Source organism: Paraburkholderia aromaticivorans, from assembly GCF_002278075.1.
GTDB classification, from domain to species: Bacteria; Pseudomonadota; Gammaproteobacteria; order Burkholderiales; family Burkholderiaceae; genus Paraburkholderia; species Paraburkholderia aromaticivorans.
The window spans coordinates 84,307-102,798 of record NZ_CP022990.1; the positions used below are offsets into that span (position 1 = coordinate 84,307).

At 65.0% G+C, this 18,492-nt stretch carries 10 protein-coding genes; 2 read left to right on the forward strand and 8 right to left on the reverse strand.

Annotation, left to right across the window (positions count from 1 at the left end; all coding sequences use genetic code 11):
- Positions 1-93: 93 nt before the first annotated feature.
- Genes CJU94_RS20185 through CJU94_RS20200 form a run of 4 tightly spaced genes read right to left on the reverse strand, consistent with a single transcriptional unit; the run spans position 94 to position 9,319 of the window.
- Positions 94-1,587 (reverse strand): efflux transporter outer membrane subunit, encoded by a 1,494-nt coding sequence (locus CJU94_RS20185; RefSeq protein WP_095422711.1) that lies wholly within the window; start codon positions 1,585-1,587, stop codon positions 94-96.
- Positions 1,584-4,904: an efflux RND transporter permease subunit gene (locus CJU94_RS20190; RefSeq protein ID WP_095420508.1), complete on the reverse strand. Its 3,321-nt coding sequence runs from the start codon at positions 4,902-4,904 to the stop codon at positions 1,584-1,586. The genes CJU94_RS20185 and CJU94_RS20190 overlap by 4 nt, the downstream gene beginning before the upstream one ends.
- Positions 4,901-8,026, reverse strand: coding sequence for an efflux RND transporter permease subunit (locus CJU94_RS20195; protein ID WP_095420509.1), 3,126 nt, complete (start codon positions 8,024-8,026; stop codon positions 4,901-4,903). The genes CJU94_RS20190 and CJU94_RS20195 overlap by 4 nt, the downstream gene beginning before the upstream one ends.
- 12 nt (positions 8,027-8,038) lie before the next feature.
- Positions 8,039-9,319 (reverse strand): efflux RND transporter periplasmic adaptor subunit, encoded by a 1,281-nt coding sequence (locus CJU94_RS20200; protein ID WP_095420510.1) that lies wholly within the window; start codon positions 9,317-9,319, stop codon positions 8,039-8,041.
- Positions 9,320-9,784: 465 nt separating this feature from the next.
- On the opposite strand from CJU94_RS20200, the gene CJU94_RS20205 reads away from it, so the two are divergent.
- A complete protein-coding gene (locus CJU94_RS20205; protein WP_095420511.1) occupies positions 9,785-10,951 on the forward strand; it encodes a hybrid sensor histidine kinase/response regulator in 1,167 nt (388 codons plus the stop codon).
- A 13-nt stretch (positions 10,952-10,964) separates the two neighbouring features.
- On the opposite strand, the gene CJU94_RS20210 is transcribed toward CJU94_RS20205, so the two are convergent.
- The 4 genes from CJU94_RS20210 to CJU94_RS20225 all read right to left on the reverse strand — a co-directional run bounded on the left by CJU94_RS20210 (position 10,965) and on the right by CJU94_RS20225 (position 17,934).
- The gene (locus tag CJU94_RS20210; protein WP_095420512.1) at positions 10,965-13,523 is read right to left on the reverse strand and encodes an ATP-binding response regulator; all 2,559 of its coding nucleotides are present in this window, start codon (positions 13,521-13,523) and stop codon (positions 10,965-10,967) included.
- Positions 13,524-13,540: 17 nt separating this feature from the next.
- Positions 13,541-14,767 carry a hypothetical protein gene (locus CJU94_RS20215; protein ID WP_095420513.1) on the reverse strand — a complete coding sequence of 409 codons (1,227 nt, stop codon included), beginning with the start codon at positions 14,765-14,767 and terminating at the stop codon, positions 13,541-13,543.
- 275 nt (positions 14,768-15,042) lie between these two features.
- Positions 15,043-17,049 (reverse strand): bifunctional DedA family/phosphatase PAP2 family protein, encoded by a 2,007-nt coding sequence (locus CJU94_RS20220; protein WP_095420514.1) that lies wholly within the window; start codon positions 17,047-17,049, stop codon positions 15,043-15,045.
- Positions 17,050-17,262: 213 nt separating this feature from the next.
- The gene (locus CJU94_RS20225) at positions 17,263-17,934 is read right to left on the reverse strand and encodes an HD domain-containing protein (protein WP_244221037.1); all 672 of its coding nucleotides are present in this window, start codon (positions 17,932-17,934) and stop codon (positions 17,263-17,265) included.
- 167 nt (positions 17,935-18,101) lie between these two features.
- Between CJU94_RS20225 and CJU94_RS20230 the strand changes: the two genes are divergently transcribed.
- Positions 18,102-18,416, forward strand: coding sequence for a hypothetical protein (locus tag CJU94_RS20230; RefSeq protein WP_095420516.1), 315 nt, complete (start codon positions 18,102-18,104; stop codon positions 18,414-18,416).
- Positions 18,417-18,492: the final 76 nt, after the last annotated feature.

Below are 18,492 nucleotides of genomic sequence, written 5' to 3' on the forward strand. Positions count from 1 at the left end.
AGACCATGCCGCCGGGCTTCCCACCCGCGCGGATTGCCGGTATGCACTGCAATTTCGACAGCGACAACGGTCTGGCGACGAGGCCGCTCCGACCTACGGCGACACTTGCCGCTGGACCGCTTTCCGAGGATCGGCAAGCTCGCTGTCGGACCATCCGCCCCCCAGATCGCCGATCAGCGACGCCGCATCGAGCAGCCGCGTTTGCTGCACGTTCAATGCGGTCTGCTGAAGACTCAACTGCGTGGCCTGCGCGGTCGCGACGGTCGTAAAGTCCACGGTGCCCGCCTCGTATTCATTGCGCGCGATCTCGGTGCCGCGCGTCGCGTCGCGTACCGCGCGCTCCAGCACCTCGGCTTGCTGCGCGAGGATACGCAAGCCGGCAAGGTCGTTCTCCACACCCTGGAATGCCGTCAAAACGGTGCCGCGATAGTTGGCGAGGGCCGCGTCGTAAGACGCTTTTGCCGCATCGACCTGGGCGCTGCGTTGCCCGCCGTCGAAAAGCGTCTCGCTCGCCTGGCCGCCCAACGACCAGACATAATTGGCGATATGCAGCAGCCCGTTCAACGGCGACTGCGTGAAGCCGTCCAGTGCCGACAGCGAGATCGTCGGGTAATACGCCGCGACGGCCACTCCGATCGCGGCGTTCTGCGCGGCCATCTGCCGCTCGGCGGCGGCAATATCGGGCCGGCGCTCCAGAAGCGTGGACGGTACGCTAAGCGGTATGGACGGCAGCGTCGGCAGCGTGGTGTTGGTGGGCACGTCCAGTTCTTCTGGATTCCTGCCGACTAGCACGGCGATCGCATGAACGTATTGAGCTCGCGCCACACCCAGCGCAATCAGGTTCGACTGGGCCGACTCCAGTTGCGTGCGGGCGCTCACCAGATCGGAAGGCGGCACGGTGCCGGCCTTGTCCTGCTCGGCGACCACGCGCAACGATTGCTCGAACGCAGCCACGGTGTGTTTGAGCAAGTCGATATTGGCATCCGTCACGCGCAGGTCGATCACCGCATTCGCCAGCGCGATCTGTTCGGAGAGGGTGGCGTTGGCGAGCGTCGCCTGGCTCGCCTGCGCGGTGGCGGCGCTTTCTTCGATGTTGCGGCGCACGAGGCCCCACAGATCGGGCGCCCAACTCGCGTTGGCTTCGAGCGAGCCGGCGTTGTTGATGCGCTGGAAGCTGCTCGCGCCCGAGCGGCCCACCAGACTGCTGCTCAGATTGCCGGTCGACGAACGTTCGCGGGTCGCCGATCCGGTTATGCCGATCGTGGGGAACAGGGCGCTGCGCGCGAGCCGCACTTCGGCCAGCGCTTGCTGGTAATTCGCATAGTTCTGACGCACGGTCTGGTTGGATACCGAGACGAGCGGCTCGAGTTCGTCGATGAGCGGGTCGTTGAAGGCCGTCCACCAGTCGCCCTTGGGACGTTCGGCGGCGGGCTGCGCCTCGGTCCAGCCGGGCAGTTCTTTCCACGTGGCGGGCGTGGCGACGGGCGGCCGGTGATAATCGGGGCCGACCATGCAGCCGCCCGTCAACACAGTCGATAGTGCCGCCACTATGCCGGCCAGTCGGGTGAGGGAGATCGTCTTCATCATGCGCTCGTATCCGATGCTGCGTCGCGGCGATTCCATGGCAGGCGCGCCGACCATCTCGCGAGTCGCGCGCGCAGCCGGTCGAGATACAGGTAGATCACCGGTGTCGTGTACAACGTAAAAAGTTGGCTCACGAGCAGGCCGCCCATGACCGTCACGCCGAGCGGCTGGCGCAGCGACGCGCCCTGGCCGATGCCGATCGCAAGCGGCACCGCGCCCAGCACGGCGGCCGCGGTCGTCATCATGATCGGGCGCAGCCGCACCACCGCCGCCTCGTGAATCGCATCGCGCGCATTCATGCCCTCATGGCGTTGCAACTGGATCGCGACGTCGACCATCATGATGCCGTTTTTCTTGACGATGCCGATCAGCAGAATGATGCCGATCATCGCGATCACCGAGAAGGGCGTGCCGAAGATGAGCAACGCGAGTGTCGCGCCGATGCCCGCCGACGGCAGCGTCGACAGGATCGTGAGCGGGTGCACTGTGTTCTCGTAGAGCACGCCGAGCACGAGGTAGACCACCACCAGCGCGGCGAGAATCAGCAGCGGCACGGCGCCCATCGACTGCCCGTAGGCCTGTGCGGCGCCGGCGAACGCGCCGTGCACCGACGCGGGCATGCCGATCTCGCGCTCGGCCTGCGCAATCAGCCGGCCGGCCTCGCTCAGCGATCCGCCGGCCGGCAGATTGAACGAAATGGTGCCGGCCACGAGGCCGCTCTGGTGGTTCACCTGGGTTGCGGTGCGGCTGTTCGAGAAGGTCATCATCGCGGCAAGCGGGACCATGGTTTCGGCCGCGGTGCTGTCCGCGCTGCCGCTGGAATTGCCGCCCTTGCTGTTCGAGATGCTGTTGGTCTGCTGGTTCGCTTCGGCGTCGGCGTTCAGCGAGTTCGTGTTCGCCCCGGTGCTCGACGCGCTGCTGACGGCCGCCGCCTGCGGCACGGCTTTGACGGTGGCGCGGGACATCTGCGTCTGCTGCGTGCCGCTCGCGTTGCCGGCGGCCGTGCTCAGGAAGATCTGGTTGAGCGCCTGCGGATATTGCCAGTAGGCCGGCGCGACTTCCATCACGACGAAGTACTGATTGAGCGGGTTGTAGATGGTGGACACGGTGCGCTGGCCGAAGGCGTCGTACAGCACGTTGTCGATCTGGTTCGGCTGGAGGCCGTAGCGCGCCGCGGTCGCGCGGTTCAAGCGCACGTAGGTCTGCAAACCGTTCTGCTGCAGGTCCGAGTTCACGTCTTCCAGTTTTCCGCGGTATTTGCCGAGCTCGGTGACGAGTTTCGGCACCCACGTGAAGAGCGCGTTGGCGTCGTCGCTGGTGAGCGTGTACTGGTATTCGGCCGCGGCCTGGCGCCCGCCGATCTGCAGATCCTGCTGCGCCTGCAGAAAGAGCCGCGCGCCCGAGACGGCATTGAGCCGGGGACGCAGCCGGTTGACCACCTCCGTTGCCGAGAGATGGCGTTGCGCGAGCGGTTTGAGTTCGATGAACACGTTGGCCGTGTTCAATGCGCGCCCGCCGGTGAACCCCGCCACCGACGCCACCGCCGGGTCTTCCTTCACGATCGCCTGCAATTGCGCGAGCTTCTTTTCCATGGCGTTGAAGGAGACGCTCTGATCGGCGATGATCTGGCCGATCAGAATGCCGGTGTCCTGCTCCGGAAAGAACGTGGCGGACAGTAGCGGGAACAGGAACACGTTGAGCACGAGCAGGGCGATCAACAACAGGACCACCGCGAGCGCATGATCGAGCGCCGCCGCGAGCGAGCGGGAATACGCCTGCTTGAAGCGCTCGAACTGCGCCTCGGCCCGGCGCGCCCAGCGCGACTGCACGTGCGTCGTGCGCTCGCGGCTGAGCAGGTAGGCGCACATGACCGGCGTGATCGTCAGCGAGATGAGCAGCGATATCAGGATCGCAATCGAGAGCGTGACGGCGAACTCGTGAAACAGCAGCCCGACGATGCCCGGCATCAGCAGGATCGGCAGAAACACGGCGATCAGCGAGAGGCTCATCGAAACCACCGTGAAGCCGACTTCGGCGCTGCCGCGCAGCGCGGCTTCCTTCGGATCGAGGCCGGCTTCGAGATGACGCACGATGTTCTCCAGCACCACCACGGCATCGTCGACCACGAAGCCGGTGCCGATCGTCAGCGCCATCAGCGAGAGATTGTCGATGCTATAGCCGAGCAGATACATCGGTCCGAACGAGCCGACGATCGACAGCGGCAGCGCGACCGCCGGAATCAGCGTGGCGCGCGGCGACAGCAGGAACACGAACACCACGCCCACCACCAGCAGCACCGCGATGAACAGCGTGCGCTCCGTGTCGGCCACCGAGGCGCGCACCGACTCCGAACGGTCGATCGCGACGTTCACGTGGATCGCGCTCGGCAACGCGGCTTCGATGATCGGCAGGCGCGACTGGATCTGCTGGACCGTCTGCACCACGTTGCTGCCCGGGGTCGGATAGACGATCACGAGCACCGCCGATTTGCCGTTGTAGAGCCCGGCGTTGCGAATGTTCTCGTTCGAGTCGCGCACCTGGGCCACATCGCGCAGCAGGACGGGGGCGCCGTCGCGATACGCGATCACCACGTCGCGATATGGCGCGGCCTTGCTGATCTGATCGTTCGAGGTGACCACATAGCGCTGCTCGCCCTGGTCGATGTGGCCTTTCGCGCTATTCGCATTCGCCGCGCCGATCGCCGCGCGCACGTCTTCCAGGCCGATGCCGTAGCTATTCAGCTTGCCCGGCTCCAGCTCGACGCGCACCGAAGGCAAGGCGCCGCCGCCGAGCGTGATCTGCCCGACGCCGTCCACCTGCGACAACTGCTGCTGGATCACCGAATCGGCGGAGTCGTAGAGCTGCGCTTTCGTCAGCGTGTCCGAGGTCAGCGCGAGCACCATGATCGGTGCGCCGGCCGGGTTGTACTGGCGGTATGTCGGGTTGCTGCGCAGCGTGGTCGGCAGATCGGCGCGCGCGGCCTGGATGGCGGCCTGCACGTCGCGCGCCGCGCCGTTGATATCGCGGTTCAGACCGAACACGACGATGATCATCGACGAGCCCACGTAACTGATCGAGGTGAGCTGGTTCACGTCGGCGATGGTGGCAAGGCGCCGCTCCAGCGGCTGGGCGACCGTGGCGGCCATGATTTCCGGGCTCGCGCCCGCCATGTTCGCCTGCAGCGCGATCACCGGAAAGGCGACGTTCGGCAGCGGCGCGACCGGCAGCCGGAAATACGCGAGCACGCCGGACAGCAGGATCGCGACCGCCAGCAGCGCGGTCGCCACAGGGCGCCGGATGAAGAGCGCCGAGAGGTTCACGGCGCGCTCTCCGGCGGCGCGGCGGCGCCCTCGCTCGCGGCGCGGCGCCGCTCCTTCACGCGCTGCGCAAGGCGGTCGAAGAACAGATAGATCACCGGCGTGGTGAACAGCGTCAGCACCTGGCTGAGCGTAAGGCCGCCGATGATCGCGAGCCCGAGCGGGCGGCGCAATTCGGAGCCGGTGCCGGTGCCGAGCAGCATGGGCAGCGCGCCGAGCATGGCCGCGAGCGTGGTCATCAGGATCGGCCGCAAGCGCAGCAGCGACGCTTCGAAGATCGCCTCGCGCGCCGGCTTGCCGTGCACGCGCTCTGCCTCGAGCGCGAAGTCCACCATCATGATCGCGTTCTTCTTGACGATGCCGATCAGCAGCACGATGCCGATAATGCCGATCACGTCGAGGTCGCTGCCCGCGATCATCAGCGCGAGCAGCGCGCCGATGCCGGCCGACGGCAGCGTCGAGAGGATCGTCACCGGGTGAATGTAGCTCTCGTACAGCACGCCGAGCACGATATAGACGGCGACCAGCGCGGCGATCAGCAGATACACCTCGCTCGTGAGCGAGTCTTCGAATGCCTGCGCCGCGCCCTGAAACGACGACGTGATCGACGGCGGCAGGGCGACTGCGCGCTCGGCGTCGCGGATCTGGGCGACGGCCGCGCTGAGCGAGGCGTCCTGCGCGAGGTTGAACGAGATCGTCACCGACGGGAACTGGGCGAGATGGCTGATCATCAGCGGCGATTGCGTGATGCTGATCTTCGCGATGCCCGACAGCGGCACCTGGCCGCTGCTGCTGGTCTGGCTCGGCAGATACAGATTGCCGATCGACTGCACGGTGGGCAGCGTTTCGGGCTTCGCCACGAGAATCACGCGGTACTGGTCGGACTGCTGGAAGATGGTCGAGACGATGCGCTGGCCGAGCGCGTCGTACAGCGCGTTGTCGATCGTGGCCGCGGTGATGCCGTACCGCGCGGCGAGCTGGCGGTTGACTTCGACGTTCACGCTCAGGCCGTTGGTGTTCAGGTCGCTCGTGACGTCCGTGATCGAGGCAATCTGCTTCATGCGCGCGATCAGCGCCGGCACATACTGGTTGAAGGCCTGCTGGTTCGGCCCGCGCAGCACGAAGTTGTACTGGTTGCGCGAGATCGCGGTGTCGAGCGTCAGGTCCTGCTCGGGTTGCAGATACAGACGGATGCCGGGCACGTCGGCGACTTCCTGCTGCAGCCGGCGGCCGATTTCTGCGGCGCTCGCCGAGCGGTCGTCGCGCGGGCGCAAATTGATCAGAAAGCGCCCGTTGTTGAGCGTCGGATTGGTCCCGTCGATGCCGACATACGAGGTCAGCGACACCACGTCGGGGTCCTTCAGAATCGCGTCGGCGAGCGCGCTCTGACGCCGGACCATGGCCGGGTACGAGACCGAATTGTCGGCCACGCTGATGCCCTGGATTACGCCGACGTCCTGCACAGGGAACAGCCCCTTCGGAATCACGATGTACAGAATCGCGGTGAGCGCCACCGTGATGAGCGCGACCACCAGCGTCAGCGTCTGGTGATCGAGCACCCAGCGCAGGCCGCGTTCATACGCCGCGAGCGTCCTGTCGAACACGCCTTCGCTGAACCGCTCGAAGCGGCTCGGATGGCGTTGCGCCTGCGCGCGCAGGAGGCGCGCGCACAGCATCGGCACGACGGTCAGCGAGACCACCGCCGAAATCACGATCGTCACCGCGAGCGTGATCGCGAATTCGCTGAAGAGCCGGCCGATCACGCCGCCCATGAACAGCAGCGGGATCAGCACCGCGATCAGCGAGACCGTCAGCGAGAGGATCGTGAAGCCGATCTGGCCGGCGCCTTCGAGCGCGGCTTCGAGCGGCGTCCTGCCTTCCTCCAGATAGCGCACGATGTTCTCGATCATCACGATCGAGTCGTCGACGACGAAGCCCGTGGCGATGATCAACGCCATCAGCGAGAGGTTGTCGATCGAGTAGTTGAGCTGGTACATCACGGCGAGCGTGCCGATCAACGACACCGGCACCGAGATGCTCGGAATGATGGTGGCGGGCACATTGCGCAGGAACACGAAAATCACCAGCACGACCAGCACGACGGCGAGCACCAGTTCGAACGCGGCGTCCGAGACCGACGACCGGATCACGCCCGTGGTGTTCGCCACCACCGTCACCTGCATGCCGGCGGGCAGCGTGGATTCGAGCGCGGGCAACTGCTTCATGATCTGGTTCACGGTGGCGATCACGTTCGCGCCCGGCTGACGCTGCACGTTCAGCACGATGGCCGGCGTGCGGTTGTACCACGCGCCGCGCTCGACGTCCTGCGCGGCCTGGCTCACGCGCGCGACATCGCGCAGATACACCGGCGCGCCGTTCTGATAGGCGATCACGGAGTCCAGGTAGTCCTGCGGGTCCACGATCTGATCGTTCGCGTTGATCGTGTAGTCGAGTTCGGGACCGTCGAAATTGCCTTTCGGCTGGCTGACGTTGACGTTGGCGAGCAGGGTGCGCAGATCGTCGAGATTCAGGCCGTAGGCGGCGAGCTTTTGCGGATCCGCTTCGACGCGTATGGCCGGCACGTTGCCGCCGGCAGTCGTCACGAGACCGACGCCCGGCACTTCCGAGATCTTGGTGGCGAGACGATTGTTGGCGGCGTCCTGCAACTGCGTGAGCGACATGGACTTCGAGGTGACCGCGAGCGTGAGGATCGGCTGGTCGGCGGGGTTGACCTTGGCGTAGGTCGGCGGCGCGGGCAGACCCGCGGGCAGAAAGCTGTTGGCGGCGTTGATCGCCTGCTGCACGTTCTGCTCGGCAATGTCGAGATTGAGCGAGAGATCGAATTGCAGGGTGATGACGGACGCGCCTTCCGAGCTGTACGAGACCATCTGCTGCAAGCCCGGAATTTCGCCGAGCTGGACTTCGAGCGGGGCGGTGACGGTGGTTGCCATCACGTTCGGGCTGGCGCCCGGGTAGAAGGTCTGCACCTGGATGGTCGGATAGTCGACGGCGGGCAGCGACGAGACCGGCAGAAAGCGCACAGCGACCAGCCCGACGAGCACGAGCGCGACCATCAGCAGCGACGTCGCCACGGGCCGGAGGATGAACAGGCGGGAGAAGTTCATCGACGGGGCGGCCTACGAAGCCCCGGAGGCCGCGTCGGGCAGGGACGCTGCACGCGCGCGGCTGGCGGCGGACGGCGGTGCGGGCGCCTGCGCCGGCGTGGCAGCCGAAGCCCCCGAAGCCCCCGAAGCCCCCGAAGCCCCCGAAGCAGGCCGGGGCGTGGACGCCTTGATCTTCGCGCCGTCGCTCAACCGGTCCATGCCGTCGGTGACGACCACGTTGCCGGCGGCGAGCCCCGACGTGATCACCGTATGCTGGCCGTCGCCCGGTCCGAGCGTGACCTTGCGCACCGATACCGTATTGTCCGCGTTGACCAGATACACATAGTCGCCGGGCGCGCCGCTCTGCACCGCGGGAGTCGGCACCAGCACCGCGTTTTGCAGCGTATCGACCAGCAGCCTGACGTTGACGAACTCGTTGGGAAAGAGCGCCTCGTCGTCATTGGCGAACATGGCGCGCAGCGTGACCGTGCCGGTCGCGGTCGCCATCTGGTTGTTGACCGCGTACAGCGTGCCGGTCGCGAGTTGCCGGGAATTGTCGCTGCTGAATATCGTGACCGGCAGCTGGGCGCCGGCGTTGGTGCGCCGCAGCACCTTGTCGAGCGCGGTCTGCGGCACGGTGAATTGGACGGTGGTCGGCTTCATCGTCGTAATGACCGCAATGCCGGGTTGACTCGACGCGGTGACGTAGTTGCCCGGATCGACGAGGCGTAGCCCGACCCGGCCCGACACCGGCGCGGTGATGTGACAGTAGATCAGGTCGAGGGCGAATTGCGCGATATTGGCTTCGTCGGCCTTGATCGCCGCTTCGTCCTGCTGGACGAGAAATTTCTGGTCCGCATAGGTCTGCTCGGCGATCGACTTGCGCTCGTTGAGCTGCGTATAGCGCGCGAGATCGGCGCGGGCCTGGGCTAACGCCGCCTTGTCCTTGGCGAGTTGCGCCTCGGCCTGGCGCTTGCTGATTTCATACTGGCGCGGGTCGATTTGCGCGAGGAACTGCCCTTTCTGCACGTCCTGCCCTTCGCGGTAGCCGACGGCGGTCAGGTAGCCGCTCAGTTGCGGCAGCACGGTCACGGTGGCGACCGGGGTCACCGTGCCCAGTTCGTTCAACGTTTCCGGCATCGGTCCGGTGGTCGCGGCCGCGACCGTGACGACCTGGGGCGCGACGCCGGGCGCGGGCGCCTTCGAGCGCAACAGATGAAACGCCACCAGCGCGACCAGCGCCAGCGCCACGATCGCCAGCACGAGGCGGCCTCGCCGCGGACGCTTCGCCCCGATTGACGGCGCTTCGCTCATGACGGCCTCCGGCGGGACCCGTGGCACCCGGCGAACACTGTCCCTGAACGGCCAGGCCAATTGCGGTCGAAGAGCGTCATACGAACTCCGGGGATGGGTATCGCCGATGCCGGCGACAGGAATCCAGACAATCAGTAGCAGAGTCTATCCGACTGTGGCGCCAATTCTCGCGACATCGCCTGGAAGGAGTTTTCGGTTTGTTACGGCCAGCGGGCCGGGCCGCCGCGGCGGGCGCAGGTGTAACGGCGTAATTCGACGCAACAGGATCGCCGCTGCGCCGTCGGTGCGAATGCATGTTGGATATGCCGATGACGCCGCGCGGTGTTCCACAGGTGTTTCACCTTTTCGCGCAGCGCGATACCCTATACTTTCAACTCGAATCGTCCCGGCGCTCGCCTCCGGAAAACCTGTCTGGCTAGCCGCTGCGAAGTGGGCTTCAATCAATTTCGACTCGCCAGGAATGCGATGAGTGACACCATGCAGCCGCCGTTTTCCATTCTCTTCGTCGACGACGATGAGATGTCGCGCAACCACTTCGCGCGCGCGATGAGCGCCGACTACAACGTGCACGTCGCCCGTGACGCCGATGAGGCGATGACCGTGCTCAGCCGGTACGGCGCCGAGATTGCCGTGCTGGTGACCGACTTCCGCATGCCGGGCCGCGATGGCGACGACCTGCTGCGCGAGGTGGCGCAGGCGTATCCGCAGATCGTGCGCATTCTCGTGACCGCCTATGCCGACAAGGACATGCTGCTGCAGACGGTCAATACCGGCGACGTGTTCCGCATCCTCGAAAAGCCGCTGCGAACGGACATGGTGCGCGAGGTCCTGCAACTGGCGACCGCGCGCTACACGGAACGGGAAACGCGTCAGCAGCGGCTCCTCGCGATGGACGAGACACTCGCTTTCCTCGCCCACGAACTGAATACACCGCTGGCGACGATCTCGCTGTGCGCGCGCTCGGTCGAGAACGACGTGGCCGCGCAATACGATCCGCAGCGCCAGCGGGAGATCGGCCTCGCGGCCACTTCAATGCTGAACAACGCGCAGTATTGCCTGACCTTGATCTCGTCGTTCTGGGCGACCGTGCACAAGAGCGGCGGCCAGCAGTCCGCGTCGGGCGGCGCCACGCGCGCGGTCAGAGCAACCCGTTTGATTGCCGCATTGCTCGACACTTATCCATTTGTCGCGTCGCAGCGCGATTGGGTCAAGGTCGACGTGGAGGGGGATTTCGTCGTGCACGCCATGCCCAATTGCGTGGCGCTCGTCTTGTCTTCGTTGTTGTCCAATGCACTGCGCGCGCTCGACGGCAGAAGCGCGCCGTCGCTGCGTGTGGAGGTCGTGGCCTTTCCCGAGCCCGAGATCCGTATTCGCGACAACGGGCCGGGGATCGCGCCCGAGATAAAAGCGCGTCTGCTGCAAGATCCGGTCACCACTCACTCCGGAGCCGGCGGCCACGGCATGGGCATGATCTTTTGCAACCGCATCATGCAATCGTTTGGCGGCTGCCTGCGGATCGAATCCACGTTGGGCGCGGGGACCACGGTGACCATGGGCTTTCCCGGTTCCAACGGCCGCCTGCACGCCACGGGCGACGAGGAACCGTCGGACACTCAGTTGGCCTCGCGATGAGACCGAACGGCTTTCATGGCCATTCGTCGCGTAAGAGATCGCGGTGTTCGCGGCGTGCGTTGGCTGAAGCGAAATAGGCCTGCAGCGCGTGGGTCGAACGCTCGCTCAACGTGTCGATGCGCGCGAGCCAATCCGCTTGCGCCGGCCATCCGCCTTCCACCAGCCGCGCGTAAATCTGCCTGACGAATTGATGCAGCGCCCTTGCGCCAATGTTGCCGCTGACGCCGAGCAGAAGGTGCAGCGCGCCCTGTGTCGATTCGAGGTCCACGGCTGCGACACTGACCGCAAGCCGCGCCACGAGCAGGCGAATCTGCTCGATGCCTTTGAGGAACGAGTCGTCGAGCAGCTCGAGCGACGCCAATTCTTCGAGGTGCTTTTCGTCGAGCAGTTCGCCTTCCGTCATCATGGCAGGCGTGCCGGCCGGCGTGGGCGCCGGCGTTGCCGGCGCACCGGCTGGGGTGGGAACGGGCTCGCCGCGTTGGTGTGCGAACTGCCGCGCAAGGCACGCGTAGAGCGAGCCGCTTTGCAGCGGCTTTATCATGACTTCGTTCATGCCCGCGGCCAGACACGCCTGCACCGCCTTGATGTCCGCCTGGCCGGTCAGGGCAATGATCGGCACGGCGGCATACGCGTCGGCGCGGGCACGAATCAACTCGGTCGTTTCCACGCCGCCCATGCCCGGCATATTCATATCCATGACGATGGCGTCGATCACACCGTCCCGCTGCAGATGGTCGAGAACCGCCTGCCCATGGTCGGCCTCGACGACGCTCGCGCCGCATCGCTCCAGATAGCCTTTGGCCACCAGCCGGCTGTAGGTGTCGTCGTCCGCCACCAGGATCGACTTGCCGGTGAACGCGTCGGATTTCTGGTTCAGATGGTGCCGGTTGCCGTTTTCGAACAGCGCCTGAAGCGCCGTAATCAATTCGAGCACGCTGCAGGACTTGCTGATGATCTCGTCCATGCCGGCTCGCCGTGCGAGCACGCGCACCACCGTGCCGGGCTCCGCGGTGTACGCGGCGATCAGGACATTCCAGCTCGGATCGCCGTGGCCGGCGCGAATGGTCTCGGTGGTCCGGTAGCCGTCCAGAACCGGCATGTTGATATCCATCAACACGAGGTCGTAGGGAATGGACTCCCGCAGCACGGTCAATGCGATCGCGCCGTTTTCGGCCTCGCTCACGTGGGCGCCTACCTTCGATAACGCCCGCGAGGCCCTTGCGCGCTGACCCGCGTCGTCGTCCACGATGAGAATACGCTTGCCCTTGAAGAACGGCGTGGCGTGTTCGAGAATCCGCCGCTCGTGCTCCGCGACTTCGCTCTTCGGGACGACCGGAAATTGCAGCGTGAATTCCGTGAACTTGCCGAGTTCCGAGCGGCACGCAATGCTGCCGCCGAAGGCTTGCATCGCGCGCTGGCAGTAGGCGAGTCCCAGTCCTGTCCCGCCCGAGTTTCCCGCCGTGCGAAACGGCTCGAACAGATGCGCCAGCATCTCGGGCGCGATGCCCGGGCCGGTGTCGCGAACCACGACCGACTGTTGTTCGACCGTCAGCGTGAGCGTGGCCGCCGGCTGCGCGGCGATGTGCTGCAGCGCGTTCTTGATCAGATTGAACACCGTGAACAGATAGACGGTTTCGTCGACCTTGAAGGTGAAATCTTCCCGCACGACCAGCCTGACCTTGTCGCGTTCTGTTTCGTCGCCGAAGCCGTATTCCTCCAGCGCCTTACGCGTGGTGCCCGCCGCGCTCAGATAGGTCAGGCAATCCGGGCGAATGGGCTTGGCGCTGACTTCGTCCAGCGTCATGGCGATGATGCGCAGGCCGCGCTCGATCGACAACTGGCCATGCGCGAGATGGCGATACAACTCGCCGGCGTTCTCGCGCGGCAGCGCCGGCGAAGGGTTGGTTCTGGCCGTCGAAGGCAGGGCTTCTTCCACGCGATCCAGCACATAGCGCAGCTGGCTGAGCGGATTGCGCATTTCATGGGCGATCGAACCCGCGAGGGCCTGCAACGCGCGGTTCTTTTCGACGAAGATGCGCCCTTTGCTGATGGCATGACTGAAGGCCATGCTGCACAGGACGACCACCGGCAGCACCGCGAGATTCGACTGATCGGCCGCGCTCACCACGATCGGCACCGGGGAACTGAGCACCGCGGCCAGCGCGCCGGAAAACACGCCAATGCCGATGCAGCCCATCAGCAAAAGCGGATTGTCGATGCATAGCGCCAGAATGAAGATCATCATGACCTCGGTCATCATCCACATGGTGGAGAATGAGTTTCTGATCGCGAGGAAGGTGCAAACGAAGGGCAATACGTAGATCAGGCAGCAATGCCAGTAAATCAGCAGGTAATGATTGAACCGTTTTGGCCAATGCGCCTGGAAAATCAAGGGAATGCAGACGAGCGCCGCACTCAGCCGCAGGGGGAGGTTGTCGTAAGGCTGGGGCAGGACATAGGTCCAGACTACGTAGTAGATGGGGTGGCACAGGAGGCCCAGTGCGCCGCCCCATCGTATTGCAAACCGGCTTCTTTCCAGCACGTCCCGCATGCTCTCGCGCGGTATGACCATCAGGCCTCCAGTGACGTCTACGAACCCATCAATTCATGCTTGCCGCGAAGTTGTGCATCCAGCGTGATCGGCGAACCGTTTTTCCCATGAAACGGCCCGACCGCGAAACCGTACTTCTTCAGCAGACTGTGCGTGTAGGAGACGGACCACACGGGCGGGCTGCCGATAATGAAGTCGGACGCAATGCCTTCCTGCCAGGCGGAATAACCTTCGGCGAAACAGGTATAGCAATCGCGCGTGGTGGGCAGCCGGAACGGGAAGGTGGTATTGAGTCCGGCAGGGCCACGAGCGAAACACTCAATATATAGCGTATGGCTGCGTGACGCGAGTTCAGCCTCGACGCTCGCCGCCCGGGGATGGGAGTCGTCGATCCAGAACTGCGCGCGCTTGAGGTCGTCGGCGGTGAGGTAGGGCACGCTGGTGCTGCTCGCCAGAATGGCGCCGTCGAACTCCGGCAACGGCGTGTTCGGACTGAAGGTGTGCACCGAAACGCGGGTCCTGCCGAGCAGGTCCGAGGCCATCAACTCTTTGGCTTGCTCGGTGAGCAGGTTCACCTTGTCCGGCAGGTCGATCAAAACGAGTTCGCGCGGTGCATCTTTATAGAGCGCGTATTTGGCTACCGTCGTGCCGAGCCGGCCCGCGGCGCCGAATAGCGCCAGCTTCGTCTTGCCGAATTCGAGGTCGAGTTCATTGCAGCAGTGCATCGCCCAGTCTTTCAGCATCGCCGCGGTGGCGGCGTGGCCGGTGGTGATATGCGGCGGTCTGGTATCGCGCGGCAGTGCGCCGTAGTTGCAGGCATAAGGCGTGGAAGCGCCCATCGCCACCATGTTCAAGCCCGCTTGCCTTGCCAGTTCCAGTGCCGGGAAAAATTGCGTCTCGCGGAATCGCTTGATGCCGCGCGGGCTTCCCAGCCACATCTCGAGAGGAACCGGACAGGCAATATTGGCCCCGATGATCTGAGATCCTGAATAGATCGGCGATGCAATGAAAGGCCTGGTTTGCCAGAGTTCTTCTTCAAAAGACGCGTTTCTGGTCTTGACGTTATGAAATGAAAACGAAAGCGTATCCCAGTCGGTAGCGTGAAATAGAAACCCCACTCCGCCTTGACCCGCAGGCAGGTTATCGCGGATCTCTTCCGGGGTGATGGTGTGTTTGAGTGCCAGGGGGGCGCTATTTTGAAGGTGACGAATGCCGGTTGGCTCGTCGGGATTGGTTATTACTTTGTGGTGAACAGAGGTTCTCATTTGATTTTCCCTTTGATTGAACTCACGCCGGAGAATCAGCGCGACAGTCGACCGACACAATTGATGGTCAACCCTTCAACTCTAGAGAAAACTAATACAGCGTGCCCGTCTGTTGGTTCGCATTGCGCAGAATGGGCGTCGAGGCCGAATTCCGGATGCCCGCCTCGAGCAAAAGTTACCCACAGAAAATGTTCATATCCTTGTGGACAAGTCCTGGCCAGTCGGGCTAACTGATTGAGCGCAGGGCAATTTCTCCGTCATGACAGCGAATGTGCTCACTCCACCGGCGAGGCGAGCAGCGACACCGGCACGCCATGACAACTCACCTTGCCGACGATCGCCGCGCCGAGATTCCCGCCGGAGCGGGCGTGCGCGTCGAACGAGGTCGTCGCCCTGTCGACCCGCAGAATGTTGATGGGCCACGACGGCCGGGACAGCCGTTCGTGCGCAAAAGCGCCGACCCACAACGGTGTGGTGGACGTGCCGTTCTCCACGGCATAACCGCTGGGCCAGAAGCGCAGCACGTCGCGTTCGTCGCGCGTGTCGCCCGGACGCATGAAGACGAGCGAAGACGGCACGCCGTTGTTCAGCTTCGGCAAGACCGGCAGCGACACCGCCGCCACGTTGGGCGAAGCGAGCGAGAGCAGGCTGTGCGCCGACACGTCCGTGCCCTCCACCCACCCTTGGGCGCGCAACTGGCCGCGGATCGAATCGAGGCTCGAGGCCCACTGCAGCGTGAGCGGCTCCTTGCGGTCGCCGCCCATATCCGAGCGATAACACGGCAGGCGCTGCCACACCGACAGCGTCCACTGCGCCTGCGTGACCAGCACGGGCGGCGGGCGCAGCGCGCTGTCCGGCGGCGCTGCGGGCATGGCGAGCCCGAGTTGCACGCCCACGCTGACCAGCATGACCAGCAGCACCACCACGGGCATGAACGCGCGCTCGGGCGGCGTCTCCGGGTGCCGCCACATGGCTGTCAATGCAACGATCGCCACCCAGACGTACGCGAGCGCGGCGCCGCCGATCGCGTCGGAAACCCAGTATCTGCCGAAGTAGAGTCCCGCGAGCGCGACCACGATCACGACGATCGTGCTTGCGGCCGCCACCAGCACGCCCTCGAGCATGCCGACCCGGCGCGCCAGCAGGAAGGCGAGAAAGCCGTACACGATAACGGTCGCGGCGACGTGATTGCTCGGAAACACATAGGCGCCGACCATCAGTTCATTGGGCGGCGCGCGGTGCATCGCGAATTGCAGCGCGAAGATCAGCAACTGCGAGAACAGCACCGCCGCGAGCCAGTAGCCGATGGTGCGCCAGCGCTGTTCCAGCAGCATCCAGATCACGACCGTCACGGTCAGTACCGCGAGCGTGATGCTGCTGCCGAGCGTCGAGAGACCCGCGAGAACGGTATCGCTCCAGGGTGTGCGTACCGATTGCAGAAAGTGATAGACGGAAAGGTCCACACGCGTCAGCGGATCGCCGCTGAGCACGTCTTCGAGCACGCCGAAAAAGAGCGCGCCGGATCCGAGTACGATCAGCGACGCCAGCAGGATGCTGCTGGCGTCCGGTGTCTCGGGGTCGAGCATTTTCCGCGCGAAACGGCCGAACAGCCCAGGGTGCCGGCAGGCCCAGCTTCCCACATGGCGGCCGGCCGCGCTCGACCACGCGTTGGCATGCGAAAGCAGAACGCGCGCGCCGCGAAAGCTCAGCCAGATGATGCCCACCAGCAGCGCGATGATGACGACGAGCCGGAACGACACCGCGCCGGCCAGCAGCACCGAGGCGCCGAATATCATGCCCGGCAGGATATGCGCGGGCGCCCAGACCAGCGCCGACAGCACGTTCATCGCGTAGAAACGCAGCGGCGGCATGCGCAGCATGCCCGCCACCACCGGCACGATGGCCCGCAACGGGCCGATGAAGCGCGCCAGCACGACGCTCTTTGCGCCATGTTTGCGAAAGAAACGGTGGCCGGCCTCGAGCACTTCGGGGTGTTTGCAGAACGGCCAGAACTGGACGATCCGGTCTTTATAGCGGCTGCCGAGCCAGAAGCTCATGCCGTCGCCGGCAATCGCGCCTACGATTGCCCACACGAACACCCAGCCGAGACTGAGCGAGCCGGTGCCGGCCAGCGCTCCGGCGAGAAACATGGCGGTACTGCCCGGAATGAAGGTGCCGATAACGGCGACGGCCTCCAGAAAGGCCGCGAGGAAAACGACCGTGAGTGTCCAGCCCGGATGGCCGGCCAGCAGATGCAGGAGTTGAACGTAGGCGTGCTCCATCGTGTGTGATCAGCCGTATCTGGCATAACGATTGATCATAACGCGCACGGCGGCCGTCTTATTCCTTTTTGGAAGCCGGCAGCCGATGAATCCTGCCACGGGTTCGCGAAGCGCGCAGTGAATCGCCGGATGTGCCGTCTCAATGCGGTCGCAAACGTGCATGCGTCCGGCGATCCGCGCGCCCGGTTGCGTCTGGGAGGCGGCGTTGGACGCTCAGATCTCGTCGCTGAATTCGTCGAGGAAACGCTGCAGACGGGCGTGACGGATGCCGGCCAGACGCGCGCCCGCCGCCGTCTGAAACCCGGCGGACAGCTTCAGCAACTTGGTGTGGAAATGGTCGACCGTAAAGCGCGTGTCATCGAGCGGACGCTGCGCCGCGTGCGGATCGGCCGGGTCGTACAACGCGCGGCCCATCCGCCCGGCGACGTAGAAGCAGCGCGCCACACCCAGCATGCCGATCGCGTCGAGCCGGTCGGCGTCCTGCAGCGTTTTCGCTTCAACGGTGGCCGGCGTGACGCCGGCTGAAAAACTGTGCGCTTCGATTGCGTGCGCCGTCGCCCGAACTTTCGCCTCGGGCCAGCCGAGCGACGCCAGCACGCGCGCCGCTTTTTCCGCCGAGAGTCTCGATGCCTGCGCGCGCAGCGGCGAATTCTTTTCGACCGCTACGCAGTCGTGCAGCAGCGTCGCCGCGAACAGGACCTGCGCGTCGCCGCCTTCTGCCGCGTGGATCGACGCGGCGTTTTTCCAGACGCGTTGCAGATGCGAGGTGTCGTGCGCGGCATCGCCGTTGTCGTCGCACGCGTACGGCAGGAGGGTTTGGGCGAGCTCCTGAAAGGGGGCGAAGGGTGCAAAGGGGGCGAACGGGGCGTGGGTTGTCGAAGGCACCGAAGTCATCCAGGCGGTCTGGGAAGAAAGCCGTCGATTATCGCGCATCCGTTCGTCGGGCCCCGATTTTCAGTTCTGAACGAAGCGGGCGCGGCGTCGTCATATGGGTGAGCGGTCCGCACTGCTGAAGTCGCGGCCGCGCAATTCGACGATGTGACGGAGTGGCTATGAAGACAGTAAAGGGCAGTACTGCCGTGTGGGCATTGATGATCGGCTTCGCTGCAGCGGCGTGCGCGCAGCCGGCCAATGCAGGCACAGGCGTGATCGGCATGCAGTCGAACGGAAGCAACGCCACGGGCGGTGCGCCGGGAACGGGGCTGGGGACGGGCGCCGGCACGAGTGCGCCACCGGCCGTGGGAAGGACGGGCGCTGCGGGGGGCGGCCCCGCACTCAGCAACATGCGCGCAAACGGCACGAGCCTGAACGAGAACCCGGACCCGCGTGCGCCGCATCTCGCCGGCAGGCCGTTGCCGCCGAATTAGTCAGCAAGCGGCGCGCGTTCGTCGCGTGATAGCCGCGTATAAAATGCTCGCCTTAGCAACCGGAGCGGATTCAAAA